At 72.8% G+C, this 24,658-nt stretch carries 20 protein-coding genes, 2 tRNA genes and 1 pseudogene; 2 read left to right on the forward strand and 21 right to left on the reverse strand.

All coding sequences use genetic code 11. The annotated features are described in order from the left end of the window. Window positions 1–27 precede the first annotated feature (27 nt). The 7 genes and pseudogenes from K2224_RS00610 to K2224_RS00640 form a co-directional block, all read right to left on the reverse strand. A pseudogene (locus K2224_RS00610) lies at window positions 28–2,064 on the reverse strand (ComEC/Rec2 family competence protein); the annotation flags it as partial. Further along, entirely contained in the window at window positions 2,061–3,227 is a 1,167-nt protein-coding gene (locus tag K2224_RS40145; RefSeq protein ID WP_260692267.1) for a ComEA family DNA-binding protein, read from the reverse strand. The gene K2224_RS40145 and the pseudogene K2224_RS00610, both read right to left, overlap by 4 nt. Window positions 3,228–3,361: 134 nt before the next feature. Beyond that, window positions 3,362–4,207 (reverse strand): DegV family protein, encoded by an 846-nt coding sequence (locus K2224_RS00620; RefSeq protein ID WP_221904665.1) that lies wholly within the window; start codon window positions 4,205–4,207, stop codon window positions 3,362–3,364. A 201-nt stretch (window positions 4,208–4,408) separates the two neighbouring features. Continuing rightward, the gene (locus K2224_RS00625) at window positions 4,409–5,173 is read right to left on the reverse strand and encodes a hypothetical protein (RefSeq protein WP_221904666.1); all 765 of its coding nucleotides are present in this window, start codon (window positions 5,171–5,173) and stop codon (window positions 4,409–4,411) included. Between the two features lie 205 nt (window positions 5,174–5,378). Continuing rightward, the gene (locus K2224_RS00630; protein WP_221904667.1) at window positions 5,379–8,276 is read right to left on the reverse strand and encodes a leucine--tRNA ligase; all 2,898 of its coding nucleotides are present in this window, start codon (window positions 8,274–8,276) and stop codon (window positions 5,379–5,381) included. 321 nt (window positions 8,277–8,597) lie between these two features. Then, window positions 8,598–10,556, reverse strand: coding sequence for a protease pro-enzyme activation domain-containing protein (locus K2224_RS00635; protein ID WP_221904668.1), 1,959 nt, complete (start codon window positions 10,554–10,556; stop codon window positions 8,598–8,600). 343 nt (window positions 10,557–10,899) lie between these two features. Continuing rightward, window positions 10,900–10,972 (reverse strand) — tRNA-Ala (locus K2224_RS00640). 214 nt (window positions 10,973–11,186) lie between these two features. On the opposite strand from K2224_RS00640, the gene K2224_RS00645 reads away from it, so the two are divergent. Then, complete coding sequence (locus tag K2224_RS00645; RefSeq protein WP_221904669.1) at window positions 11,187–12,599, forward strand: glycosyltransferase 87 family protein; 1,413 nt, start codon at window positions 11,187–11,189, stop codon at window positions 12,597–12,599. Between the two features lie 299 nt (window positions 12,600–12,898). On the opposite strand, the gene K2224_RS00650 is transcribed toward K2224_RS00645, so the two are convergent. The 9 genes from K2224_RS00650 to K2224_RS00690 all read right to left on the reverse strand — a co-directional run bounded on the left by K2224_RS00650 (window position 12,899) and on the right by K2224_RS00690 (window position 18,224). Next, window positions 12,899–13,132, reverse strand: coding sequence for a hypothetical protein (locus tag K2224_RS00650; protein WP_004571982.1), 234 nt, complete (start codon window positions 13,130–13,132; stop codon window positions 12,899–12,901). A gap of 3 nt (window positions 13,133–13,135) precedes the next feature. Beyond that, the gene (locus tag K2224_RS00655) at window positions 13,136–13,312 is read right to left on the reverse strand and encodes a hypothetical protein (RefSeq protein ID WP_221904670.1); all 177 of its coding nucleotides are present in this window, start codon (window positions 13,310–13,312) and stop codon (window positions 13,136–13,138) included. A 515-nt stretch (window positions 13,313–13,827) separates the two neighbouring features. Next, a tRNA-Ala gene (locus K2224_RS00660) sits at window positions 13,828–13,900 on the reverse strand. Between the two features lie 114 nt (window positions 13,901–14,014). Continuing rightward, on the reverse strand, window positions 14,015–14,668 hold the full coding sequence (locus K2224_RS00665; protein WP_221909349.1) for a histidine phosphatase family protein: 654 nt from the start codon (window positions 14,666–14,668) through the stop codon (window positions 14,015–14,017). Next, window positions 14,665–15,099, reverse strand: coding sequence for a ribosome silencing factor (gene rsfS, locus K2224_RS00670; protein WP_221904671.1), 435 nt, complete (start codon window positions 15,097–15,099; stop codon window positions 14,665–14,667). The genes K2224_RS00665 and rsfS overlap by 4 nt, the downstream gene beginning before the upstream one ends. Window positions 15,100–15,287: 188 nt before the next feature. Beyond that, window positions 15,288–17,090 (reverse strand): LCP family protein, encoded by a 1,803-nt coding sequence (locus K2224_RS00675; RefSeq protein ID WP_221904672.1) that lies wholly within the window; start codon window positions 17,088–17,090, stop codon window positions 15,288–15,290. Between the two features lie 24 nt (window positions 17,091–17,114). After that, window positions 17,115–17,726 (reverse strand): nicotinate-nucleotide adenylyltransferase, encoded by a 612-nt coding sequence (gene nadD / locus K2224_RS00680; protein ID WP_221904673.1) that lies wholly within the window; start codon window positions 17,724–17,726, stop codon window positions 17,115–17,117. Between the two features lie 53 nt (window positions 17,727–17,779). Continuing rightward, window positions 17,780–17,941 (reverse strand): hypothetical protein, encoded by a 162-nt coding sequence (locus tag K2224_RS00685; protein ID WP_221904674.1) that lies wholly within the window; start codon window positions 17,939–17,941, stop codon window positions 17,780–17,782. A gap of 133 nt (window positions 17,942–18,074) precedes the next feature. After that, window positions 18,075–18,224 (reverse strand): hypothetical protein, encoded by a 150-nt coding sequence (locus K2224_RS00690; protein WP_221904675.1) that lies wholly within the window; start codon window positions 18,222–18,224, stop codon window positions 18,075–18,077. A gap of 142 nt (window positions 18,225–18,366) precedes the next feature. Between K2224_RS00690 and K2224_RS00695 the strand changes: the two genes are divergently transcribed. Then, window positions 18,367–19,461, forward strand: a complete 1,095-nt coding sequence (locus K2224_RS00695) for a M48 family metallopeptidase (protein WP_221904676.1) — start codon at window positions 18,367–18,369, stop codon at window positions 19,459–19,461. Here the strand turns inward: K2224_RS00695 and K2224_RS00700 are convergent. The 5 genes from K2224_RS00700 to proB form a co-directional block, all read right to left on the reverse strand. Further along, window positions 19,424–20,548: a hypothetical protein gene (locus tag K2224_RS00700; RefSeq protein ID WP_221904677.1), complete on the reverse strand. Its 1,125-nt coding sequence runs from the start codon at window positions 20,546–20,548 to the stop codon at window positions 19,424–19,426. The genes K2224_RS00695 and K2224_RS00700 overlap by 38 nt on opposite strands. A gap of 59 nt (window positions 20,549–20,607) precedes the next feature. Beyond that, window positions 20,608–21,225 (reverse strand): hypothetical protein, encoded by a 618-nt coding sequence (locus tag K2224_RS00705; protein ID WP_221904678.1) that lies wholly within the window; start codon window positions 21,223–21,225, stop codon window positions 20,608–20,610. Window positions 21,226–21,311: 86 nt separating this feature from the next. Beyond that, on the reverse strand, window positions 21,312–22,580 hold the full coding sequence (locus K2224_RS00710; RefSeq protein ID WP_221904679.1) for a glutamate-5-semialdehyde dehydrogenase: 1,269 nt from the start codon (window positions 22,578–22,580) through the stop codon (window positions 21,312–21,314). A 121-nt stretch (window positions 22,581–22,701) separates the two neighbouring features. Beyond that, window positions 22,702–23,199, reverse strand: coding sequence for a hypothetical protein (locus tag K2224_RS00715; RefSeq protein WP_221904680.1), 498 nt, complete (start codon window positions 23,197–23,199; stop codon window positions 22,702–22,704). A gap of 217 nt (window positions 23,200–23,416) precedes the next feature. Next, window positions 23,417–24,535, reverse strand: a complete 1,119-nt coding sequence (gene proB / locus K2224_RS00720; RefSeq protein ID WP_221904681.1) for a glutamate 5-kinase — start codon at window positions 24,533–24,535, stop codon at window positions 23,417–23,419. Window positions 24,536–24,658 lie beyond the last annotated feature (123 nt).

The following is a 24,658-nucleotide window of genomic DNA, read 5'->3' on the forward strand; positions in this document are numbered from 1 at the left end:
TGAGACAGATCAGAACTGTGGAGAGAAAAAATGCGTGAGCAGGAGGAGCGGGATCCGGTGGATGCCCAGTGTGGTCAGGCAGCGGTCGATGGCGCGGGGCTCGGGCCCGGTGTCCACCACGACCGCCGTACCGTCCCCGGCTGCCAGCACCAGCCCGTCCCCCTGCCCCACATCACAGGCCACGACCCGCCAGTCCGGCGGCGGCCAACCCGTCAGCACGCGGGTCAGCGGTGCCGGGCGGCACACCGCCAGCACCACGGCCAGCGCACACGCCACAGACAGCCATCGACGGCGCAGCACCCGGCGGCCGACCGCGAGCAGCACCACGGTGGCGACGGCGAGCATCAGCCCGCCCACCCAGCCACCGGGCCAGCCGACCTCCGCGCCCGGCAGCTCCGCCCCCGTACGGGCAACACCGGCGATCCACTCGGCCGGCCAGCCCGCGCACCAGGCCAGCACCTTGGCGACCGGCAATGCCAACGGGGCGACTGCAAGGGCGGCGAAGCCGAGGATCGTCGCGGGGGCCACGGCCAGTTCGGCGAGCAGGTTGCAGGGCACGCCCACCAGGCCCACCCGCGCCGCGAGCACCGCGATGACGGGTGCGCAGACCGCCTGGGCGGCGGCCGCGGCGGCGACCACCTCGGCGAGCCGGGGTGGGACCCGGCGGCGCTGGAGGGCGGTGCTCCAGCGCGGCGCGAGCAGGAGCAGCGCGCCGGTCGCCAGGACGGAGAGCAGGAAGCCGTAGCGCCGGGCGAGCCAGGGGTCGTAGAGGATTAGCAGCAGTACGGCGGCGGCGAGCGCGGGGAGCAGCGAGCGGCGGCGGCCGGTGCCGATGGCGAGCAGCGTGATCAGCCCGCAGGCGGCGGCCCGCAGCACGCTCGGATCAGGTCGGCATACGAGGACGAAGGCGAGGGCGAGAGCACCGCCGATCAGCGCGGTGCCGCGCAGCGAGAGCCCCAGGCGCCGTGCCAGTCCTCGTCGTTCGGCCCGGGCGGCGAGGTGCGGCGGGCCGATCAACAGGGCGAGCACAATGGTCAGATTGCTGCCGGAGACGGCGAGCAGGTGGGTCAAGTCGGTGGCGCTGAAGGCTTCGTCGAGATCGGGCGGTACCCGTGACACATCGCCCACCACGAGGCCGGGCAGCAGCGCGCGGGCATCCGGAGTCAGCCCGTCGGTCGCCGTGCGCAGCCCGGCGCGCAGGCTTCCGGCCAGCCGCTGAAGGGGCGATGGCGGCCCCACCTCGACCGGCGGCCCGTCGGCGGTGACCCGCAGCACCGCAGCCGTCCGATCGGCCGCCGCCAGCGGCGCCGTGACACGCGCCACCACCCGGATCCGGGTCGACGGCAGCAACCCCCGCCATGCGGAGCCACTCGGATCACTCCGACCACTCCGACCGATCGGTCCACTCGGTCCGCTCGGTCCGCTCAGAGCACTCCGGCTCGTGCCCTTCCCGTCCTTCGTGCCGCCCTGCTGCTGTACGACGGCCAGCACAGGGGTGCGGACGTCGGTGACCCTGCCGTCCGGCGTGGTGACGCGCACGGCATCGGCGTTGAACAGCAGTGCAGGCGGCGCCTGTTGGGAGCCACGCACCTTCGGGCGGGACAGCCGGGGGTCGTCCGTCACCTCCAGCTCCACCGTGAGCCTGGCGTACCGCTGAGCCCAGGCCGGCAGCGGCCCGCGACGTACGTCCGCGGCGTGCAGCGCGGCGGACGCGGCCCCGGCCGCGGCGCAGAGCAGTACCGCCGCCAGCGCCACGAGTGCCCCCACGGACCGGCCGCCCAGCAGGCCGCCCGCCATGGCAGCAGGAGGTGCCGACGCATCCGGTCGCTCCGGGAGCGCTCGGGCCCACCACAGCACGAGTCCCGCGAGCACCACGGCCACGATGCACCCCACTGCCACCGCACCACCCGGCGCCCCCAAGGCGACCGCTGCCGCCGCCCACGCCGCCACCGCAGGACCGACCAGCCGCAGGTCGGCGGGGCCGTCCTGAGCTGCCTCCGCCGACCCGGCCGACGCGCGCTCCCGATTGCCGAAGCCCTCGATCGATGCCCCGGTCGACGTCATGGCGTCACCAAGGGGCGCAGATCGGCGAGGCGGCGTTCACCGATGCCGGTGACGTGGCGGAGCTGGTCGACCGAGGTGAACCCGCCGTGCTGGGTGCGGAATTCGATGATGTGGCGGGCCAGCACCGGACCCACGCCGGGCAGCGCATCGAGCTGCTGCTCCGTCGCCGAGCTGAGGCTCAGCGGCCCATTCGGCGCCCCCGGCGCGCCGCCCCCTGCACCGCCGGCCCCGGCCTGTCCACTCGTGCCCGTGCCACCTGTGCCGCCCGTGACGCCCGCACCCTCCACGCCGACGACGATCTGTTCGCCGTCGGTCAGGAGACGGGCCCGGTTCAGCCCGCGGAGATCCGTCCCGCGCAGCACCCCGCCCGCGGCATCCAGCGCATCGGTCACCCGTGAGCCCGCCGGCAACCGGTGGACTCCGGGGCGCCGGACCTTCCCCACGACATCCACGACCAGCATCCGGCCTGCACCGCCCGATGGTCCGCCGGGCGCCGAGCCCTGGGGCGGGGACTGTCCCGACGACCACCGCTGGGCCGGTGAGCGGGCCCCTGGCCCGGGCACCGCGATCGGACGATCGGCGCCGGGCGCACTCACGGGCTCGGGACGCGCCGCCCAGAAGTGCTGAACGGCGAGGCCCACCCCGACGACGAGCACCAGGGCCAGCGCGGCCAGCGCCTTCGGAGTCGTGCCGCACCGTAACTGCACCCACAGCGGCAGCCGTTCACGTACCGCCGGCCACCAGCTCTCATGCCGTCGGGGACCCGGAAGATCCCGTCGGGGACCCGGCGGATCGTGCTCCCTGGACGGCGGCGCACCCTGGGCGTACGACGGTTCCGCCGCCACCTCCGGACGCCCGCGACCGCCGCCGGCCGGCCCACGCGCCCCTGGGTCGGCGCCCGCACCGGTACCACTCTCCGCGCCGTCCCACTGATCGGCTCCGAAGATCACCGCGGCCCGCGCCCGCATCCGTTCGCGTTTCCACTCCCGCAGGCGCTCGCGCTCCTGCCGTCCCCAACGCGTGGGCGGCGCGACGGCGGGCGGGGAGGCGGCGGCCGGGGAGGCGGCGGCCGGGAGGGACGGTCCGGCCGGTGCCTCCGACGCGGAAACGGACAGTGAAACCGACGTTGAATCCGGCAGGGAAGCCGTTCGGTAAGTGCTCATAGCCCTCGACGGTAGGCACCTCGCGCCGATCTCGCCGAACTGCGTCAAATCCCGTGGATAAGTGGAGAGTTGTGGATAACTCTGTCACCCACACGGCCACCCGGAGGCATGCCACGCCACAGCTCGAACGCCCGTCACCGCGGCGAGACCACAGCCCCCAGCAGCCCCGGCCCCGTGTGTGCGCCGATCACCGCTCCGACCTCGCTCACATGCAGTTCGTTCAGCCCCGGCACCCGTTCCCGGAGCCGTTCGGCCAACGCGTCCGCCCGCTCCGCAGCCGCGAGATGGTGGACCGCGATATCGACCTGGCCCTCCCCCGCCCGCTCCGCGGCGATCTCCTCCAGGCGCGCGATGGCCTTGGAGGCCGTACGGACCTTCTCCAGCAGTTCGATGCGCCCGTCGGCGAGTTGGAGGATCGGCTTGACGGCGAGCGCCGAGCCGAGCAGCGCCTGCGCAGCGCCGATCCTGCCGCCGCGCCGCAGGTAGTCGAGGGTGTCGACGTAGAAATAGGTGGAGGTGCCCGAGGCGCGCTTCTCCGCGGCGGCCACCGCGTCGTCCGCGTCCCCGCCGGCCTCCACCGCCTCCGCGGCGGCAAGGGCGCAGAACCCGAGGGCCATCGCCACCATCCCGGTGTCCACGACCCGTACCGGTACCGGCGCGTCCTTCGCCGCCAGCACCGCCGCGTCGTAGGTGCCGGAGAATTCCGAGGAGAGGTGAAGGGAAACGATGCTGCTCGCCCCGGCCTCGGCGATGGCGCGATAGGTGTCCGCGAACACGGCGGGGCTCGGCCGCGACGTCGTCACGGGCCGGCGCTTCTGGAGCGCCTGCGCGACGGATCTCGCGGAGATCTCGGTGCCCTCTTCCAGGGCCTGGTCCCCCAGGACGACGGTCAGCGGTACGGCCGTGATGCGGTGGCGTTCGACAGCCGCCCGCGGCAGGTAGGCCGTGGAATCGGTGACGATCGCGACATGGCGGGACATGACTGGGAGGTTATCCGGGGACGCGGGCGCTCGACAGTGCGGGCCCCTGCCGGGGTCTTCCGGATTTAACCAAGGCTACGCCAAGTCCGCCCAGGTCACGGCCGGTCGGGGAGCGGCGGGACGAGGAGACGGGAGATCGCACGGCGGACGCCGGACCCGCCTCACGAACCGCCCCGCACTGCCCCGCCCCCGAAAAGCGCCCTACCCCGCTATGCCCTCGCCCTTGCCGCTCCCCGGGCGGGACGTCTCCCGCCGCGGGGACTTCTCCCACGGGTACGTCGGCCGGGTACGGGCGTCCTGGGCGGTGATCGCGGGCGGTGCCTCTTCGCCCACCGGCTTCCATGAGAAGCCCTTCTCCCCCGAGCCCGAACCAGAACCCGACCCCGAACCTGAGCCCGACCCCGATCCTGCCCCCGTCCCCGCATCCGTCCAGTGCCGCAGGGCCCCCGCCTCCATGTCGATCTGGTCGCTCAGGGCGGCCAGATCGTCGTCGGCGAACTTGCGGGCCCGGTCGCGGGCGGCCCAGCGGAGCGATTCGGCGGAGTGTGTGATGCGCTCCAGGCGTTCCCGGAGTTCGGGGAGGCGCTCGGCGATACCGGCCTTGCTGGGCTCGCGCTCCAGGCGCTGGAGGTCGTCGTCCAGCTCGCGGCCGTGCGCGCTGAGCCGTTCGAAGAGGCGGGATGCCTCGGCGAGCGAGGCGTCCTCGGAGGAGGCTCTGCGCAGGACCTCCTGGGTGGCCCGCATGGACGTGCGCAACGACAGCCGCAGCTGCGCCAGTTCGCCGACGACCCCGGGCTGGGTGAACTGCCGCGCCCGCAGGGTGGTGTCCTCGACCGTCCGCCGGGCCTGGGCGACCTTGCGGTCCACCCCGCGCTTGGCCGCCTGGGCCGCCTTGACCGTGAGGAACACCCCGGCGGCGACGAACAGCACGAAGAGCAACCCGACGATCGCGACGGCGGCTTCCATGGGCACTCCCCAGAGGTGTCGGCGGCGCCGGTTCCCCGCCGGCGCCCGTCCCTCCACCGTAAACGCGTCGGGCAGGTCGCGGGTTCCAAACGAACCCCCAACCTGCCCGTAGGGGAAACCACCTATACGCGTGCGGCACACCGTCCCCGGCCACCGGCAGAGCCGCCAGAAGACCAGGTCAGGGGCGGCTCAGCCGGCTAGGCCGTCAGGCCGGAACGATGTTCACCAGCTTCGGTGCCCGGACGATCACCTTCCGGACGCCCGCGCCGCCCAGCGCCGCGACCACCGCGGGCTCGGCCAGCGCGGCCGCCTCCAGATCCGCGTCGGAGATCGACGGCGCCACCTCCAGGCGGGCCTTGACCTTGCCCTTCACCTGGACGACGCAGGTGACCGTCTCGTCCACGACGTACGCCGGGTCGGCCACCGGGAAGTCCGCGTGGACGATCGTGCCGGTGTGGCCCAGCCTGCGCCACAGCTCCTCGGCGATGTGCGGCGCCAGCGGGGCGATCAGCAGCACCAGCCGCTCCGCGACGGTGCGCGACACCGGGCCGCCCGCCTTGGTCAGGTGGTTGTTCAGCTCGGTGATCTTGGCGATGGCGGTGTTGAAGCGCAGGTTCGCCATGTCCTGGGTGACGCCGTCGACCGCCTTGTGCAGGGCCCGCAGCGTGGCCTCGTCCGGCTCGGCGTCGACGACGGTGACCTCGCCGGTCGCCTCGTCGACCACGTTGCGCCACAGCCGCTGCAGCAGGCGGTACTGGCCGACGACGGCACGGGTGTCCCAGGGCCGGGAGACGTCCAACGGGCCCATCGCCATCTCGTACAGGCGCAGGGTGTCCGCGCCGTACTCGGCGCAGATCTCGTCCGGCGTGACGGCGTTCTTCAGGGACTTGCCCATCTTGCCCAGCAGCCGGGAGACCTTGCCGCCCTCGTAGTAGAAGACGCCGCCCTCGTGCTCCTCGACCTCGGCGGCCGGGACGGCGATCCCGCGGGCGTCCCGGTAGACGTACGCCTGGATCATGCCTTGGTTGTAGAGCTTGTGGAACGGCTCGGCGGACGAGACGTGCCCCAGGTCGAACAGCACCTTGGACCAGAAGCGGGCGTACAGCAGGTGCAGCACGGCGTGCTCGGCGCCGCCCACGTACAGGTCGACACCGCCGTGCGGCCGGCCCTCGCCCGGGCCCATCCAGTACTGCTCGACGCCCGGGTCGACCAGCGCGTCGCCGTTGTCCGGGTCGAGGTAGCGCAGCTCGTACCAGCAGGAACCGGCCCAGTTGGGCATGGTGTTGGTCTCGCGCCGGTAGCGCCGCACCCCGCGGCCGTCGCCCAGGTCCAGCTCGACGTCGACCCAGTCCTCATTACGGGACAGCGGGGTCTCGGGCCGGGTGTCGGCGTCGTCCGGGTCGAAGGTGCGCGGCGAGTAGTCGTCGACCTCGGGGAGTTCCAGCGGCAGCATCGACTCGGGCAGCGGGTGCGCCACGCCGTCCTCGTCGTAGACGATCGGGAACGGCTCGCCCCAGTAGCGCTGGCGGCTGAACAGCCAGTCGCGCAGCCGGAAGTTGACGGTGCCCTCGCCGATGCCGTTGGCGGCCAGCCACTCGGTGATCCTGGCCTTGGCCTCGGTCACGCCCAGGCCGTCCAGCGAGATCTCCGCGCCGGCGGAGTTGACCAGCTTCGCGTCGTACGCGCCGAAGGCGTCGTCCCAGGTGGCGGTGTCGGTGCCGCGGCCGTCGGTCGGCTCGACGACGCAGCGCAGGGGCAGCTCGAAGGCGCGGGCGAAGGCGAAGTCGCGGCTGTCGTGGGCCGGGACGGCCATGATCGCGCCGGTGCCGTAGCCCATCAGGACGTAGTCGGCGATGAAGACCGGGATCTGCTCGCCGCTGACCGGGTTGGTGGCGTGGACGCCGGTGAAGACGCCGGTCTTGTCCTTGGCCTCGGCCTGCCGCTCGACGTCGGACTTGGCGGCGGCCTGCTTGCGGTAGGCGGCGACGGCCTCGGCGGGGGTGGCGTGGCCGCCGGTCCACACGTCGTGGGTGTCCGCGGGCCAGGCATCGGGGACGATCGAGCCGGTGCCGTTGTCGGAGCCGGCGATCAGCGGGTGCTCGGGGGCCAGGACCATGTAGGTCGCGCCGAACAGGGTGTCCTGGCGGGTGGTGAACACCGTGATCTTGTCGGAGTCGCCGACCGGGAAGTCGACGCGGGCGCCCTCGGAGCGGCCGATCCAGTTGCGCTGCTGGAGCTTGATGGCGTCCGGCCAGTCCAGTGCGTCCAGGTCGCGCAGCAGCCGGTCCGCGTAGGCGGTGATCCGCATGTTCCACTGGCGCAGCTTGGACTTGAAGACCGGGTAGTTCCCGCGCTCGGAGCGGCCCTCGGCGGTGACCTCCTCGTTGGCCAGCACCGTGCCCAGTCCGGGGCACCAGTTCACCGGGGCGTCCGAGGCGTACGCCAGGCGGTATCCGCCCAGGACGTCGGCGCGCTCGGGGCCGGACAGCTCCGCCCAGGGGCGGCCGTCGGGGGTGGGCCGGGTGCCGGCCTCGAACTGGGCGACCAGGGTGTCGATCGGCCGTGCCTTGTCCGCCTCCGGGTCGTACCAGGAGTTGAAGATCTGCAGGAAGATCCACTGGGTCCACTTGTAGTACGCCGGGTCGATGGTCTCGATCGACCGGCGCTGGTCGTGGCCCAGGCCCAGGCGGCGCAGCTGGCGCCGCATGTTGACGATGTTGGCCTCGGTGGAGACCCGCGGGTGGGTGCCGGTCTGCACGGCGTACTGCTCGGCGGGCAGGCCGAAGGCGTCGAAGCCCAGGGTGTGCAGGACGTTGTGGCCCGTCATGCGGTGGTAGCGGGCGTAGACGTCGGTGGCGATGAAGCCCAGGGGGTGGCCGACGTGCAGCCCCGCACCCGAGGGGTACGGGAACATGTCCATGACGAACTTCTTGGGGCGGGCCACCGCCTCGGGGTCGCCCGCCAGCGTCCCGCCGGGGTTGGGGGCCTCGTAGGTCCCGTCCGCCTCCCAGAAGTCCTGCCAGCGTGCCTCGATGTCGGCGGCCAGCGCGGCCGTGTAGCGGTGCGGCGCTGCCACCTCGGCAGCGGTAGTCGTCTCGCTCATCGTCCTCAAAGCTCCATCGATCGTCTCTGCCTGCGGCTGCTGCGGACACGGTTTCCGCGGAAACAAAAATGCCCCTCGCTCAGGAGGGGAAGCCGCGCCGATTCCGACCCGGGCGGCCACAGCGGAGGGCCCGGTCGGGACTGATCAGCGCGGCCCGCTAAGCAGAAGGCGTACGGCACACATGGCGTCAGGGTACCGCAGGGCGCACAGGGCCCGCGCCCGGGATTCCCCCCGGCGCGGGCCCTGTCCTGTTGTCCCCCTCCCCTACCGCCGCCTCATGAGGTCACGGGGCGGCGGCGCGGCTCGGGGACGGCCCCTGCGTCAGGGACGGTAGGAGCTGACGTATCCGGCCCCGGGGGAGCCGACGCCGGTGACGTCGTCGTAGCCCACGGTGGCGTGCAACGAGCTGTCCTTGCCGAGGCTGCGCAGCGAGGTGATGGTGCCCTTGGCGGCGTCGACGCCGTTGGCGAAGTCCACCCGGACGACCGCCAGGTCGCGGCCGGCACCCAGCGGGTGGTCGGTCACGTCGTGGTAGGCCGAGGTGCCGTACCGCTGGTAGATGGCCGGGTTGGCGAAGCCGATGGCGATGCCGTGCCGGGCCTGCTGGGCCAGCGCCTGGACGCCCGCGATCACCGGCGCGGCCAGCGAGGTGCCGCCGATGCGGTACTCGTCGTAGCCGAGCTTGCCGTTGGGCAGGGTCTGGGTCTGGCCGACCAGGAAGCCGGTGTTCGGGTCGGCGACGGCCGAGATGTCCGGCACGGTCCGCATGGCGCTGCCGCCGTTGGCCTTGGCCAGCGCGTCCGGGACGACGCCGCGCTGGTAGAAGGGCTGCGCGACGGCCTTGCTGGTGCCGCCGCCCGCGCCCCCGCTGAAGGCGCCGGGGAAGTCGGTCCAGTCGTTGCCGTCCTTGGAGAGCACCGTCTTCTGGGTGCCCCAGCCGGTCTCCCACTGGTAGCTGTTGCCCTTGCCGACGGCCAGGGCGGTGCCACCGACCGCGGTCACCCACGCGGAGTTCGCCGGGGTGTCCACCTGCTTGGTGCCGGTGTTGGCGACCTCGTCACCGTTGTCGCCGGAGGAGAAGTAGAAGCCGATGCCCTCGACGGCGCCGCGCTGGAAGAGCTGGTCGTAGGCGGCGGCCACGTCCGGGGTCTCGTTGGCCTCGATGTCGCCCCAGGAGTTGGAGACGATGTCGGCGAGCCGCCCGTCGACGACCTTGCCGAGCGAGTCCAGCAGGTCGTCGTCGTTGCAGGAGGCGGCACCGACGTAGACGATGTCCGCGGCGGGGGCCACCGCGTGCACCGCCTCGACGTCGAGGGTCTCCTCGCCGTACCAGCCGGCCGCCTTGCAGTCGGTGATGTGCGTGTAGTCCTTGGGCAGGACCTGCGAGAGCTGACCCTTGCGGTAGCGCGCGTCGCCGTTGCGGGCGGCGTAGGTGTCCGCGTCCTTGGCGATGGTCGGCGAGGCGTAGGCGTCGGTGATCGCGACGGTGACGCCCTTGCCGGTCCAGTTCTTCGCCCCGTAGGCGGCGCGCAGCTGCTTGCCGGTGTAGCCCTTGACCGCGTACGGCGCCTTGCTCCCGTAGGCCGAGGGCAGGTCCTTGTCGGTCCGCGAGCCGTAGTACGTGGAGAACGGCCCGGCGTTGCGGAAGACGGGCGACGGCGGCGGCAGTTCGGCGGAGTGGTGCCGGGCCAGCCGGGGCGCGTTGTCCAGGCCGGTGACCGTCAGGACCGCGTCGGAGAGGGCCGCGGGCGCGGAGGCGGTGGCCGACGGCGCGTGGTAGGTGTGGCCGTTCTTGCGGTAGTTGTGCAGGTCGGTGGCGAAGGCCCGCTCGGCGGCGGCCGCGTCGCCGGTGACCGTCACATAGCGGTCGGTGGCGCCGGTGACCGCCAGGCCGGACTTCTTCAGCCAGGCGGTCACCCTGGCTATCTGGTCCTTCGTGGCGCCGTAGCGGGTCTTGACCTGGGCGGTGCTCAGGTATTTCCCGTACGTGGCGGAGTGCGGGTCGGAAACGGCCCTGGCGTAGTCCGCGAGGCCCTTGGCGTCCCGGCCGGCCAGGTAGACCCGGGCGTTGACCCGGGCGCTGTCGGCGGTGGCGCCCTGGTCGGCCTGCGCGGTGGCCCACCGCGGCTTGGTGCCCTGCAGCGCGTGCCGGCCCCCGTCGTGGCCCGCGGCGTCGGCGGCCGGTGCGCCGAGCGCGAGCGCTCCGGCGACCATCGGCAGCGCCGCGGTCAAGGCCAGACCGGCGCGGACGCGCGGTGATCTGGTGCGGCTTGCTCTCATGTAACCCCCTGCTGTGGCGATGCGGTGCGCTGCGTGGTGACGCCGCGCCGGTGCGCCGGTGCGCGACACCTCATCAGCGGTGAATGCGTCGGATGTGACGCTCACGCGATTCGCCACTCTTTCGGTGAACCGTTCATGTCAGGGTCATGCGATCACCAAGAAGAGACCAAAGAACCGCCAGGAACGGGCAGAAGCGGCCACGAAAGGGCCACCCAACTCGCCGAATATGACAGCTTGTTGACCGAATATCAGGGCAACCCCGGAAGGCCCCCTATGGGGGGCCGGCCCCGTAAACGCACAACAGAGCGGACCGTCCTCTACGGACGGCCCGCTCTGTGTTCTGTGGAGCTAAGGAGAATTGAACTCCTGACCTCCTGCATGCCATGCAGGCGCTCTACCAACTGAGCTATAGCCCCAGGTCCTGCTCCGCTGCGGTTTTCCTTCCGGCTCCCCGCTGCGGCATCGCCTACATTACACGGACCCCCCGGCCTTCTGCCAAATCGCCTCCCATCCCCCGGCCACCGCCCCTGGACGAGCCCCTTCGGGCCACGACGCCCCCGCAGGCCCACCGGCGGGACCCGAGGTACTGTCGGCGAGCCGTGCCCGATTCGTCCAGGGGAGCCGTACGCCGTGACCGCGCTGGAGCCGGACCAGCCCATCCACCCCCGCGGGTCACACCCCCGCGCGGGCGTGATCCGCCGCCACCCGGTGCGCGCCGCTGCGCTGGCCTGCCTGGTCTCCTTCGCCGCCTTCTGGGTCGCGCAGCGGCTGGCGCACGTCTCGATGGTGGACCTGATGGTCTACCGCGCCGAGGGCGAGACCGCCCGCGACGGCAGGGCCCTCTACGACATGGTGGCCACCTCCGCCCGGCTGCCCAACACCTACCCGCCGTTCGCCGCGCTGCTGTTCGTCCCGCTCACCTTCTTCGGCGTCCCGGTGATGCGCACGCTGGCCACGGCGGGCAACCTCGTCCTGCTCGTCGCCGTCGTCCACCTCTCCCTCCGCCTCGTCGGCCGGCCCCGGCGGGTGCCGCCGCTCGCCGCGACGCTGGCGCTCTCCGCACTGCTGGTGTGGTGCGAGCCGGTCTGGACGACCCTGCGCTACGGCCAGATCAACCTCCTGCTCGCCGTGCTGGTGCTGTGGGACCTGACCCGCCGGGACAGCAACCGCTGGGCCGGCATCGGCATCGGCATCGCGGCCGGCATCAAGCTGACCCCGGCGCTGTTCGCCGTCTTCCTCGCCCTGGCCGGGGCTGCGCACGCCGCTCGGCGACTGCGCTCGGGCGCCGGATGGCGCGCCGCCTGGAACCCCTGGCTGCGGCAGGCCGCCGTCGCCACCGGCACCTTCGGCGCCACCGCCCTCCTCTCCGCGGTCGCGCTGCCGCGCGACTCGCACCGCTTCTGGACCGAGATCGTGTTCGCCGCCGACCGGGTCGGCGAGGTGGAGATCACCGCGAACCAGTCGCTGCGAGGCACCCTCGCCCGGCTGCTGCACACCCACGACCCCGGCGCCGCCTGGCTCGTCCTGGCCGGACTGGCGGCCGTCGCCGGGCTGGCGCTGGCCGCCGGGGCACTGCTGCGCGGCGAGCGCGCCTGGGCGACCCTGGCCTGCGCGGCCACCGCCCTGCTGATCAGCCCGATCTCCTGGTCGCACCACTGGGTGTGGAGCGTCCCGATGCTGATCCTGCTGGGCTCCGAGGCGCTGCGGCACTCCGGCATCGCGGCCCGCCGCTGGTGGGCGGTGACCGGGGCGACCGGGCTGCTGTTCTGCTCGTTCGCGCTGTGGTGGGTGCCGCACCGCTGGCACCAGCACGAGGAACTCCACCAGAACGCCGGGCAGATGCTGCTCTCCGCGGTCTACCCGCTGGCCGGGCTCACGCTGCTGGTGCTGGCCGCGGCCCGGCTCCGGCGGCCGGTCGCCGCGGGGCCGATATCCGAGCCCGCACCGCGGCCGGAGCCCAGGCCCGAGCCCATGGCCGGTACGTCGCCCGGACCCACCGGCTCGTCCGGCCCCTCCACCCCCTCCGGGCCTCCTCGCCCCTGACCGACCGCACCACCGCCAGTCCGCCGCCTGCCCCCGTCATGTCCGCCCCCGTTCCCGTCCGCAGCGCGCGCCCGTCTCCGATACGCGCTGCCGCGGTCCGTCGCCGTACGCTGCCGGCCGCTCCGGCAGCGGTTCCGACGGCCGTTCCGTCAGCCGTCCTGACACGTGAACGCCCCGCCGTTCCACGGGAATTCCGAACCATCGGAAGCGATCGAAAGTGTTCGCTGCCGCCCAATGCGCTTAGGAAAACGACCGATTGGCGACGGCCCTGGCTGCCGGTCTCGCCGGCCGGGCCCAACTCAGGCCGTGGCGAAGGAATAGAACCGTTTCAGCGTGCAGTGCTCGTCCAGCAGCCGGCCGTAGATCGGCTCCCCGTCGAGCTCGCGGTAGGTCTCGATGGGATCGCCCTTTATGACCAGGGCACGCGCACATTCCTCGCACCAGTACTGGTAATCGGCGTTGACCGGTTCCATGTCGCGGACGATCGGGGTGCCGCTGCCGCACCAGTCGCACTTCCTGCTGTGGGCGCCCATCCATCAGCTCCAACTGTGGCCGCAGGCCGTACAGACGAAGGAAACCCCGCCGTTGTCGCCCAGCACCTGTGCGACATGGGAGGAACCGCACGAGGGGCACTGGAGAGCCACGCCCCTGGCGGCGCGCGCGGCAGTGGGTGCGGGCAGGTACTCGACCTCCCCGTGGATGCTCGTGGGCATCGCGTTCCCTCCTCCCCTGGCGGCGCCGTCCGATTCTGCCACGGACCGCCCACCGGGTCAGGCCCGCCCGTGCAGCGCCCCACCGCCCCGCCGAGCGCTTCCCGCACCGCCCGGCGCGCGAACGCCCGTCCACGGCGCCTCGACGCCCCGTCAGGCCCTCCGCCCCCCTCCCGCGCGGCCGGGGCCGCCGAACCCCGCGGCCGGATCGGCTCACCGGCGAGGAGCCGGCGAAGATCGCCGGTCCGGTCGGCAACCTCGGCCGCGGGAACGGGAGTTCATGATCCGCTCGCCGACCGGACCAGCCGCCCGAGGCCGGGAGTCAGGACCCGCGTGGCCCCGGGGCGAAGAGGGGAACCCGGCGACATCGCGCCCGAGGAGAGACGGGAATTCCGGCGGAGTGACGTGGCGCACCCCCCGGGTCGGCGACCGTGCCCGGACGACCGGCCGCCGGCGCCACATCCGGCCGCAATGCAAAGATCCCCGCCTCCTGGAGGAGGCGGGGATCTTCCGGACTGTGGAGCTAAGGAGAATTGAACTCCTGACCTCCTGCATGCCATGCAGGCGCTCTACCAACTGAGCTATAGCCCCGGGTCTTGCTGCGGTTTCTTCGGGGTTTCCCCCGCGTTCCCCGCGAACAAGAAGAACTTTAGCCTGCGACCTGCCCAGATGTGAAATCCGGTCCGGCGGCACTGCCACGGGGGCTCAGTCGTCGTCGCCGAGCACCGGTTCCGGCAGGGTGCCGGCGTTGTGCTCCAGCAGCCGCCAGCCGCGTGCGCCCTCGCCCAGCACGGACCAGCAGCAGTTCGACAGACCGCCCAGGCCCTCCCAGTGGTGGGACTCCAGCCCGAGGAGCCGGCCGATGGTGGTGCGGATGGTGCCGCCGTGGCTGACGACGACCAGCGTGCCGCCGTCGGGCAGCTTGTCGGCGTGGTGGAGGACGACCGGGGCAGCGCGGTCGGCGACCTCGGTCTCCAGTTCGCCCCCGCCTCGGCGCACCGGCTCACCACGCTTCCAGGCGCTGTACTCCTCGCCGTGGCGCGCGAGGATCTCGTCGTGCGTGAGGCCCTGCCAGGCGCCGGCATAGGTCTCCCGCAGCGCGGCGTCGTAGGAGACGTCCAGCCGCGTCAGGGCGGCCAGCTCGCCCGCCGTCGCCATGGCCCGGCGCAGGTCGGAGGCGATGATGGTGTCCGGGCGCAGCGCGGCCAGCAGCCGGGCGGCGCGCCGGGCCTGGGCGAGGCCGGTCTCGGTCAGCTCGATGTCGGTCGAGCCCTGGAAGCGGCGCTCCAGATTCCAGGCCGTCTGGCCATGGCGCCACAGGACGACGCGACGGCCCCGGCCGCCCTTGGAGCCGTTCAGCGCGGGCCCCCGTCCTCGTCGGCCCCGGTGGTCCGGGCGTGCTCCGCGGCCTTGCCGCGGGTGGCCTTGGCCTCCTCCGGGAGGTCGATCTCCGGGCAGTCCTTCCACAGGCGCTCCAGCGCGTAGAACACCCGCTCCTCGCTGTGCTGGACGTGGACGACGATGTCGACGTAGTCGAGCAGGACCCAGCGGGCCTCGCGGTCGCCCTCGCGGCGGACGGGCTTGGCGCCGAGGTCCTTGTTGAGGCGTTCCTCGATCTCGTCGACGATCGCCTTGACCTGGCGGTCGCTGGGCGCGGAGGCCAGCAGGAAGGCGTCGGTGATCGAGAGGACGTCGCTGACGTCGTACGCGATGATGTCGTGCGCGAGCTTGTCGGCTGCTGCCAGGGCGGCGGCGTTGATGAGCTCGAGGGAGCGGTCCGTGGCGGTCACAAGCGGCTTTCCGGGTCGGTGGGGCCGCTGCCGGCCGGAACGCGGGACGCGCGGCGGGGCCCGCTGCGCACCTGCGGTCCTGGGCGGCCGGAGCGGCGTCAGGTACCCCTTTAGGGTCTCACGGACCACCGACACTCCCGGCGGGCATTTCCGCCCCGCCGGGAGGTGGCCGCTTCCTGCCTGGTCAGTCAGCCCTTGTAGTCCTGGCCCAGGACGACCGCGATATCGGCGTTGTCGGCGACCGTGCCCTGCCGGACGGCGCCCGCCGGAAGGCCCAGCGTCTTGGCGACCTCCCCGGCCTTGGCTCGCTGCGCGGCGTCCCCGTACGTCACCTGGGAGGCGGCCGCGGTGCCGCCGCTGCCGCCGTCGACGAAGGTGTAGCCGCCGTTGAGCAGCGCGACCTGGGCCTTTCCGGTGGCGGCCTTGTCGCCGGTGGCGTTGCGGACCGCGACCCGCGGGGTCGCGCCCGGTGCGGTCTTCTTGACCGTGCCGCCCAGGATGTCCTTGACGACGCCGGCCGCGGTGTTCTGGGCGATGGTGCCGTCGGCCTGTACCGGGAGCACCTCGGTGTCGTACTTGCCGGTCTTGGCCAGTTCGGCACGCTGGGCCAGCGAACTGCCCAACTGGGCCTCGGTGAGCGGCGGATCGAGGATCTGGAGCAGCGCCTTCACGGTGGCGGTGGCGCCGTCCGCGTCGCTGGAGACCTTCTTCAGAGTGGCCTGCATGACCTGCCCGAACCGCTCCAGCTGTTTGGCCTGGGTGTCGCCCGGGCCCTGGTAGGTGGCGTAGGCGACGGCCGCCTGCCCGTTGAGGAGCTGGCCGGCGCCCTGTTTGACGACCGGGGTGTCGCCCTTCTTGTCACCGGGGACGGCGGTGTCGGTGTCGACGTTGATCCCGCCGACGGTCTCGACGAGGTTCTCCAGGTAGGGGGTGTCCAGCCGCCAGCTGGCCTTCAGGTCGGCGCCGAGGAGGGTGTTGAGGGACTCCCGGGTGGCGTCGGTGCCGTCGTCCTTGACGGACTTGCCGAGCGTCGTCGGGGTGCCGTCGTCCTTGGTGACGATGAGGTTGTTGGGCAGGAGGAGGGTGGTGCCCTTGTGGGTGGTCTCGTTGTCCACGAGGAGGGCGGTGGAACTGTTCCCCGTCTTGGTGTCCCGGAGGTTCACCACGAGGACGTCGCGCTTCTGCCCGCCGGCCGCGGGGGCGGTGCCGCCGCCCGCACCGGGCAGCCCGGGCAGCTTGCCGGCCCACCACAGATAGCCGACGCCGCCGGCCACCAGGAGGGCCAGGACGACGGAGAGGGCGATCAGGCGGCTGCGGCCGCGCCGCTTGGCCTCCTCGCGCCGCTCGGTGCGGCTCTCGGTGAACTTCAGCCAGTCGATGACGTCTTCGGATTCCTCGTCCGGATCCTCGACGAACGCGAACTCCCCGGTGTGGTGCTCCTCCCCCGGAGCCCCGGCGCCCTTGTCGGCCCCGCCGGGCGCGGGCGGCTCCTCCGGGGCGGCCGCCGGCGCCGCGGCGGCCCGCCCGGTGTGCGGCCGGAGCTCCCCGTAGGGGTCCTGCTCGTACGGGGGCTGCTGGACCTGCTGCGGGATCCAGTCCGTCTGCTGGGGCGACTGATGCTGGGGCTGCTGGGGCTGGGCGTACGGGTCGTACTGCTGCGGGTAGCCGGTCTGCTGCGGTACCTGCCGGCCGTAGGCGTCGTAGCCGTACTCCTGCTGGTCGTGGTACGGCTGCTGGGCCGGGGGCGCCTGATTGCCCTGGGCCCCGTAGGGGTCATAGGGCTCGTAGGCGCCCGGCGCGATCGGCTGCCCGTAGGGGTCGTACTGCTGCTGCTCGTACGGCTGCGCCTCGTACTGCTGCGGCGCCTCATGGGGCACCGGCCGGCCGTACGCGTCGTAGGCGTAGCCCTGGCCCGGCTGCCCCTGCTGCGGGGCGTACGGGTCCTGGGCATACGGGTCCTGCGGCCCGTACGGATCGTGTCGGTCGCTCACCGGCGCCCCTTTCCGTCTGCCCCGTCAGCGATCGTCGCGGTACAGCTGCTTTTTGTCGATGTAGCGCACCACACCATCCGGTACGAGGTACCAGACCGGATCCCCCTGGGCGACGCGCGCCCGGCAGTCGGTCGAGGAGATGGCCAGCGCGGGCACCTCGACCAGGGACACCGCCCCCTCGGGCAGCCCGGGGTCCGCGAGGACGTGGCCGGGCCGGGTCACCCCGATGAAGTGGGCGAGCGAGACCAGCTCCGGCGCATCGTGCCAGGTCAGGATCTGGCTGAGCGCGTCGGCGCCGGTGATGAAGAACAGATCCGCGTCGAGGTGCTGGGCCCGCAGATCACGCAGCGTGTCTATCGTGTACGTTTCGCCGCCGCGGTCGATGTCGATACGGCTGACGGAGAACTGCGGGTTCGACGCGGTCGCGATGACCGTCATCAGATAGCGGTCCTCGGCCGGCGACACCTTCTTGTGGCTCTTCTGCCACGGGTGCCCCGTGGGCACAAAGACGACCTCGTCGAGGTGGAACTGACTGGCCACCTCGCTGGCGGCGACCAGGTGTCCGTGATGGATCGGGTCGAATGTGCCGCCCATCACGCCCAGTCGCCGCTTCACGGGTCCTGTGTGCTCTCCCATGCGTGCAGACCCTACTTGGCGGGACGCGGTCCCGGCTGCCGGGTCCGGAAGGCTCAGCGGTCGCGGTTGAAGCGGGTGGTGATCCAGAGCAGGAGAAGCAGGATGAAAAGGGCGCTGCCACCGGTGAGGTAGGGGCTCAGGCTTTCGTGCTGGCCGCCCTTCTGCCCGGCTTCGGCAAGGGTGACCAGGGACTGTGCGGCAGAGTTCAGGCTCATCGTTGGCGGGACCAATCCGGGCGGGGTTCGGACAAGGCTTTCCGCCACATCGTAAGCGCCACGTCACCGCGGGCTCACGCCGACTCCTCCTCGGAGGCGTCCGGCCGCGTCACCGCCCCTTCCCGGTCCGGTGTCAGTCCTGGTTGCCGTAGCCGCGCAGCAGGATCCAGGCGAGCAGCGCGGCGCCCAGCACGCCGACGATGATCACGGTGCGCAGGATCCAGCCGGGGCCGCTGTCCCTGGAGGTCTCGGCGACGGCGAGCAGCAGGCTCGGATGCGGCATGACGATGGCTCCCTTTTGTGCGGGCTTCTGTGCGGGCCCGGCGGGCATTGGTCCGCTCGCCAGCGTACGCCCGGGCATCCATTCGGCTGTCAGTGGCGTCCTCTAGGCTGAATCACACGCAGTCGAACAGGGGGAGGCCCCAATGACGGAGAGCCCAGACCGCGGCGCGAGCGTACCGGGCCGGAACCGCAGGCGGTTCCCCGGAATCTCGTCGCGGTCCTACGAGCACCCGGCGGATCGCTCGGCGCTGGTCGCGCTGCGCAAGCTGAGCGGGTTCGACACCGTCTTCAAGACGCTCAGCGGCCTGCTGCCGGAGCGCAGCCTGCGGCTGCTCTTCCTGTCGGACTCGGTCCGCGTCGGCGACCAGCAGTTCGCCCACCTCCACGCGATGCTGCGCGACGCCTGCTACATCCTGGACCTGGAGAAGGTCCCGCCGATGTACGTCAATCAGGACCCGCAGCCCAACGCCATGTGCATCGGCCTGGACGAGCCGATCATCGTGGTGACGACCGGCCTGGTCGAGCTGCTCGACGAGGAGGAGATGCGGGCCGTCATCGGGCACGAGGTGGGCCACGCCCTCTCGGGGCACGCGGTGTACCGCACGATCCTGCTGTTCCTGACCAACCTGGCGACGAAGGTCGCCTGGATCCCGCTCGGCAATGTCGCGGTCATGGCGATCGTGACGGCGCTGCGCGAGTGGTTCCGCAAGTCCGAGCTGTCGGCGGACCGGGCCGGCCTGCTGGTCGGGCAGGACCTCCAGGCGTCGATGCGCGGCCTGATGAAGCTGGCCGGCGGCAACCACCTCCACGAGATGAACGTCGACGCCTTCCTCAAGCAGGCCGAGGAGTACGAGTCCGGCGGCGATCTGCGCGACTCCGTGCTGAAGATCCTCAACGTCCTGCCGCGCAGCCACCCGTTCACCACGGTCCGCGCGGCCGAGCTGAAGAAGTGGTCCGAGAGCCGCGACTACCAGCGCATCATGGACGGCCACTACCCGCGCCGCGACGAGGACAAGGACGCCTCGGTCTCCGACTCCTTCCGGGACTCCGCGGCGCACTACGCCGATTCGGTGCGCACCAGCAAGGACCCGCTGATGGGCCTGGTGCGCGATATCGCGGGCGGCGCCGGGGACTTGGGCGGCAAGCTGCGCGACACCGTCTTCGGCTCGCGCTCCAACGGCGCCGGCGGAGCGGACGGCGCTAGCGGATCGGACGACTCGGGGTCGGCTGGGAAGTAGCCGAAAGCTGGCCGCAGAGCGAGGCGTTGGCCCGGCCCCGGGCGTAGGGGTCGGTACCGGCGGGCCGGTCGGGGCCGGCGTGCTGCCCGGCAAGCAGCGGGTGCAGCGTGCCGGCCGGGTCGGCGGAGCAGCTCATCGGCCCGGCCTGGAGGCTGCTCTGCACGACGGACAGGCGGTGGTCGGCGAGGTCGTCCCGGCCGATCCGGAAGTGCAGTTCGCGCCGGACGGTGACGAGCGAGGCGGCGCCCGGCGTCGGTGTGCCGGTGTGCTGCCCGGCGGCGTCCCGCGGGGCGCCCGGTGCCGGCCGGACGGCGTAGACGAAGGTGTAGTCGGCGGTCACGTCGAGGCTGTCGGCGCCGACCTCCGTGGCGCTCAGGGTGCCGTCGACGCGGACGTCGCGGTCGGCGAGCGTGACCTGTTTCGGGTCGAAGCGGACGAGCCAACCGGTCGCCGCGTCCCGGCCGTTGTCGTCGGGATGCGCCAGGCTCCGGTCGAACTGGTCGAGTTGGCCGGTGTCCAGCAGCAGTCTGACGGGGCGTACGGAGCCGCCGGTGAGGGTGGCCGGGTCCACCGACGAGCGGACGAGGTAGTCCTTGGCGATGCTCATCGCGGTGACGATCTGGCCGTCGGAGAAGTGCGCGGTGCGCTCGACGGTGGGGAGGTTGATACCGGCCGCGCCGATCCGGTAGTCGGCCGCCGGGCTGTGCGCGAAGAGGTCCTCGGGGGTCGCGCCCGGGACGGTGCCGGGCGGCGCCAGCGGCACCACCGAGGACCGCAGCGGCTGGGCGGGGGCGGGCTCGGGGGCCTTGTACGGGTGACGGATGCCCATGTAGACGGCGGTGCCGAAGGCCAGCACGATCAGCAGCACCAACAGGGCCGCCTGGCGGGAGCCGCCCGGCCGCAGCCAGGCGTGGCGGGCCTTCACCGCCGGTGCGTGGTGCTCGCCCAGTCGCTCGTCGGCGGAGAACTCCTGCAGTCGCGCCGCGCGGACGAACCGCTCGTCGAAGACCACGGATCGGTACTCGTCGTCACCGCCTCCCGGGGCGCCGTCGGGCGTCCCTTCGGGAGGGTCACCAGGCCCGGTCATACAACAAGGGTAGGTCTGACGGGGCCGGCGTAAACGCCGGAGGACGCCGCGATTTCGGGTCAGTGCGCCCCGGATCCCGCGGAGAGGGACGGGCGCAGCGGCTCGGCGGGAGCGCCGGGGGTCGGTACCGCGGGGCGGGGCGTGCCGAGGGCGTCCCGGCCGCTCCTGGGCAGCGTGCCGGGGGCCGGGGCGTCGACGCCGGTGGAGCTGGCCGGGGCGGGGCTCTGGGTGCGGCCGGAGGCGCCGCGGTAGACGGCGCTGAAGGCCAGCGCGACCAGGCCGACGCCCATCACCACGGCCAGCACCCAGGCGATGGGGCGGTGCCAGCGCGCGGCGCCGCGGTAGGGGCGCAGGGCCCCGCCGTAGGGGCCGTAGGGATCGTCCGGGCGGAAGCCGTCGCGGTCCTCGGGGCGGTCGGCGAGGTCGTCGTGGTCGTAGTCGTCGTCCGGGCCGAAGCCGCCGCCGGGTCGGGCGGCCGCCTCGGCCTCGGCGCGCGCCTCGGCGGCGGCGAGCATGCGCTCGACCGCCGAGGGTTCGTGGATCGTCGCGGCCCTTACGAAGTCCTCGTCGAAGACCACGGAAGCGAACTCCTCGTCCGCTCGTCCGTGGCTCCCGTGGTGGTGCTCGTCGGGCTCTTCGCCGTCCGGGAACGGCGTGCCCCCCACGTCGTCCGGCACCCGTCCAGAGTAGCCCCGGCCGGACCTTTTGGGCAGGGAGAGAAGCGGCCGGACAGCAGCGCGGACGGGGCCGTGCGCGGGGTGGGTCAGCGGGTGTGGCCGTCGCCGGTGACGATGTACTTCGTGGACGTCAGTTCCGGCAGTCCCATGGGGCCGCGGGCGTGCAGCTTCTGGGTGGAGATGCCGATCTCGGCGCCGAAGCCGAACTGGCCGCCGTCGGTGAAGCGGGTCGAGGCGTTGACCGCGACCGTCGTGGAATCCACCAACTGGGTGAACCGCCGTGCGGCGGCCTGCGAGCCGGTGACGATGGCCTCGGTGTGGCCGGAGGACCAGCGGCGGATGTGCGCGACCGCGGCCTCCAGGTCGGGCACCACGGCGGCCGCGATGTCGTAGGAGAGGTACTCGGTCGCCCAGTCCTCCTCCGTGGCGGGGGCGACGAGGCCGGGGCCGGCCTGCTGCCAGGCGGCGTCGCCGTGCACCACCACGCCGGCCTGGGTCAGTGCCTCCAGGGCGCGCGGCAGGAACTTCTCGGCGATGCCGGCGTGCACCAGCACGGTCTCGGCGGCGTTGCACACACTGGGGCGCTGGGCCTTGGAGTTGACCAGGATGTCGATCGCCATGTCGAGGTCGGCGGCCTCGTCGACGTAGACGTGGCAGTTGCCGGTGCCGGTCTCGATGACCGGGACGGTGGACTCCTCGACGACCGTGCGGATCAGGGCGGCGCCGCCGCGCGGGATGAGCACGTCGACCAGGCCGCGGGCACGCATCAGTTCGCGCACCGAGTCGCGGCTCTCGCCGGGGACCAGCTGGACGGCGTCGGCGGGCAGCCCGGCGCTCGCCACGGCGCCGCGCAGCACGTCCACCAGCGCGCTGTTGGAGGCGTACGCGGAGGAGGAGCCGCGCAGCAGTACGGCGTTGCCGGACTTGAGGCAGAGGGCGGCGGCGTCCACCGTCACGTTGGGCCGGGCCTCGTAGATGATGCCGACGACGCCGAGCGGGACCCGGACCTGGCGGAGGTCGAGGCCGTTGGGCAGGGTCGAGCCGCGCAGCACCTCGCCGACCGGGTCGGGCAGCGCGACGACCTTGCGGACGTCGTCGGCGATGGCGGCGATCCGCTCGGGGGTGAGGGTGAGCCGGTCCACGATCGACTCGGAGGTGCCGGCGGCCCGGGCCTTCTCGACGTCCTGGGCGTTGGCCGCGATCACGGCGTCGGTCTGCGCCACCAGGGCGTCGGCGATGGCGAGCAGCGCCCCGTCGCGGGCCGTGCGCGGCAGCGGGGCCAGGACGGCGGCCGCCTCCCTGGCGCGGCGGGCGGTGTCGAGGACGGGCGAGGACTGGGATGCACTGCTGGTCATGGCCGCAGCCTAACTCCGCGCCGGGCTGCGGCCGCGCCGGATTCCACAGAGCGGGACGCCGGTCGCACCGGCGACACGACCTGTGGACGACCCGGCGGGCCGCGCGGGTACGGCGGGCGGGTCAGTACGGATGGACGCCGACCGGCGAAGCCGGCGGCGGACCGTAGCCCTCCGCTACGCGCTGGTGGTAGGTCTCCCGGTCGATGACCTCCAGGCCGACGATCTCCCAGGGCGGCAGTTTGGCCGTCGAGCGGTGCTCGCCCCACAGCCGGAGCGCGACCGCCGCCGCGTCGTGCAGGTCCCGGGCCTCCTCCCAGTAGCGGATCTCGGCGTGGTCGTTGGCGTAGCGGCTGGTTAGCAGGAAGGGGTGGTCGTGGGCGAGCTGTTCGAGCGCCCGGCGGACCTCCTTCAGCGGGGCCTCGGCGCCGGAGACGCTGAGGGTGACGTGCCACAGCCGGGACGCCTCCCGGCGCTCGGCCTCCCGCGGCCGCGGTGCCGTCCGCTCCCGCTCCGCCCGCCGGCCGTCCTCCGGCCGGACGGTGCTCGTGGCGGTCCCGACGCTGGTCAGTGCGCGCTCCGCCGTCCCTCGGGCCGGAGCCCCTGGGCGCCCTCGTGTCACCGGCGGCCTCCTGTGATGCGAATCGCTCCGTCCCCTGGGGGCGGAGCCGACTGGTGCGGTCGTCCTTCGGCGCCTGCGCTCGCGTGCTGCGGCGCCCCCCAACAAAGTTGACCAGCCCGCGGCGGCTCGCGGGGCGGTTTTGCCGAAGGTCCTCGGTGAAGGGCTGATGAAGGCCGGTCCCGTACGGGACCGTGCCGGTGCCCCCGGGTGGGGCGGGTCAGTGGTGCAGCAGCACCAGGTCGTCGCGGTGCACGACCTCGCGCTCATACGCCGGTCCGAGCTCGCGGGCCAGATCCCGGGTGGAACGACCAATCAATCGGGGGATTTCGCGGGCGTCGAAGTTGACGAGCCCGCGGGCGACCGCGCGGCCGTCGGTGTCCCGCAGCTCGACCGGGTCCCCGGCGGCGAACTCGCCCTCCACGGCGGAGATCCCGGCGGGCAGCAGCGAGGAGTTCCGTTCGACGACGGCCCGCACGGCGCCGTCGTCCAGGACCAGGGCGCCCTGCGGTGTGGAGGCGTGCGCCAGCCACAGCAGCCGGTCGGCGGAGCGGCGGCCGGTGCGCAGGAAGTGCGTGCCGGTGTCGGTGCCGGCCAGCGCGTCGGCGGCGTGCACGGCGGAGGTGAGGACGACCGGGATGCCGGCCGCGGCCGCGATCCGGGCCGCCTCCACCTTGGTGACCATGCCGCCGGTGCCGACACCGGACCTGCCGGCGCTCCCGATGGAGACGCCCTCCAGGTCGCCGGGGCCGGTGACCACCGCTATCCGGGACGTCCCGGGGGTGGACGGGTCGCCGTCGTAGAGGCCGTCCACGTCGGAGAGGAGGACCAGCAGGTCGGCGCGGACGAGGTGGGCGACGAGGGCGGCCAGCCGGTCGTTGTCGCCGAACCGGATCTCGTCGGTGGCGACGGTGTCGTTCTCGTTGACGATCGGCACCGCCCCCATGGCCAGCAGTTGGTCCAGGGTGCGGCAGGCGTTGCGGTAGTGGGCCCGGCGGCTGGTGTCGTCGGAGGTGAGCAGCACCTGGCCGACCCGGCGGCCGTAACGGGCGAAGGAGGCGGTGTAGCGGGCGACCAGCAGGCCCTGGCCGACGCTGGCGGCGGCCTGCTGCCGGGCGAGGTCGCGGGGGCGGCGCTCCAGCCCCAGGGGGGCGAGGCCGGCCGCGATGGCCCCGGAGGAGACCAGCACGATCTCCTTGTCCTGGTGCTTGGCCAGGACGTCCACCAGGGCGTCGACCCGGTCCGCGTCCAGTCCCCCCGCGGCCGTGGTCAACGAGGACGAGCCGACCTTCACCACGATCCGGCGGGCGTCTTCCACGTCCTGCCTTGCCCCTGCCACCTGCGTACCCCTGTGCTCGCGAACCCTTGGCCGCACGGGACCCGGTCGGGAACCCGTACAGCCGCAATCTACGGCAGCACCCCGGGCCGACGCTCCGCCATATCGCCTGGCGGACGCACCGGC

It is taken from the genome of Streptomyces sp. BHT-5-2, from assembly GCF_019774615.1.
Classification (GTDB): Bacteria; Actinomycetota; Actinomycetes; order Streptomycetales; family Streptomycetaceae; genus Streptomyces.

Bases quoted from the DNA above. Each gene is read 5' to 3' on its own strand.
- nadD (WP_221904673.1), bottom strand. From the start codon at position 17,726: ATGGGAGAGCACACAGGACCCGTGAAGCGGCGACTGGGCGTGATGGGC.
- K2224_RS00630 (WP_221904667.1), bottom strand. From the start codon at position 8,276: ATGAGCGAGACGACTACCGCTGCCGAGGTGGCAGCGCCGCACCGCTAC.
- K2224_RS00635 (WP_221904668.1), bottom strand. From the start codon at position 10,556: ATGAGAGCAAGCCGCACCAGATCACCGCGCGTCCGCGCCGGTCTGGCC.
- K2224_RS40145 (WP_260692267.1), bottom strand. From the start codon at position 3,227: ATGAGCACTTACCGAACGGCTTCCCTGCCGGATTCAACGTCGGTTTCA.
- K2224_RS00685 (WP_221904674.1), bottom strand. From the start codon at position 17,941: ATGAGCCTGAACTCTGCCGCACAGTCCCTGGTCACCCTTGCCGAAGCC.
- K2224_RS00655 (WP_221904670.1), bottom strand. From the start codon at position 13,312: ATGCCCACGAGCATCCACGGGGAGGTCGAGTACCTGCCCGCACCCACT.
- K2224_RS00625 (WP_221904666.1), bottom strand. From the start codon at position 5,173: ATGGAAGCCGCCGTCGCGATCGTCGGGTTGCTCTTCGTGCTGTTCGTC.
- K2224_RS00620 (WP_221904665.1), bottom strand. From the start codon at position 4,207: ATGTCCCGCCATGTCGCGATCGTCACCGATTCCACGGCCTACCTGCCG.
- K2224_RS00700 (WP_221904677.1), bottom strand. From the start codon at position 20,548: ATGACCGGGCCTGGTGACCCTCCCGAAGGGACGCCCGACGGCGCCCCG.
- K2224_RS00695 (WP_221904676.1), top strand. From the start codon at position 18,367: ATGACGGAGAGCCCAGACCGCGGCGCGAGCGTACCGGGCCGGAACCGC.
- K2224_RS00710 (WP_221904679.1), bottom strand. From the start codon at position 22,580: ATGACCAGCAGTGCATCCCAGTCCTCGCCCGTCCTCGACACCGCCCGC.
- K2224_RS00690 (WP_221904675.1), bottom strand. From the start codon at position 18,224: ATGCCGCATCCGAGCCTGCTGCTCGCCGTCGCCGAGACCTCCAGGGAC.
- K2224_RS00650 (WP_004571982.1), bottom strand. From the start codon at position 13,132: ATGGGCGCCCACAGCAGGAAGTGCGACTGGTGCGGCAGCGGCACCCCG.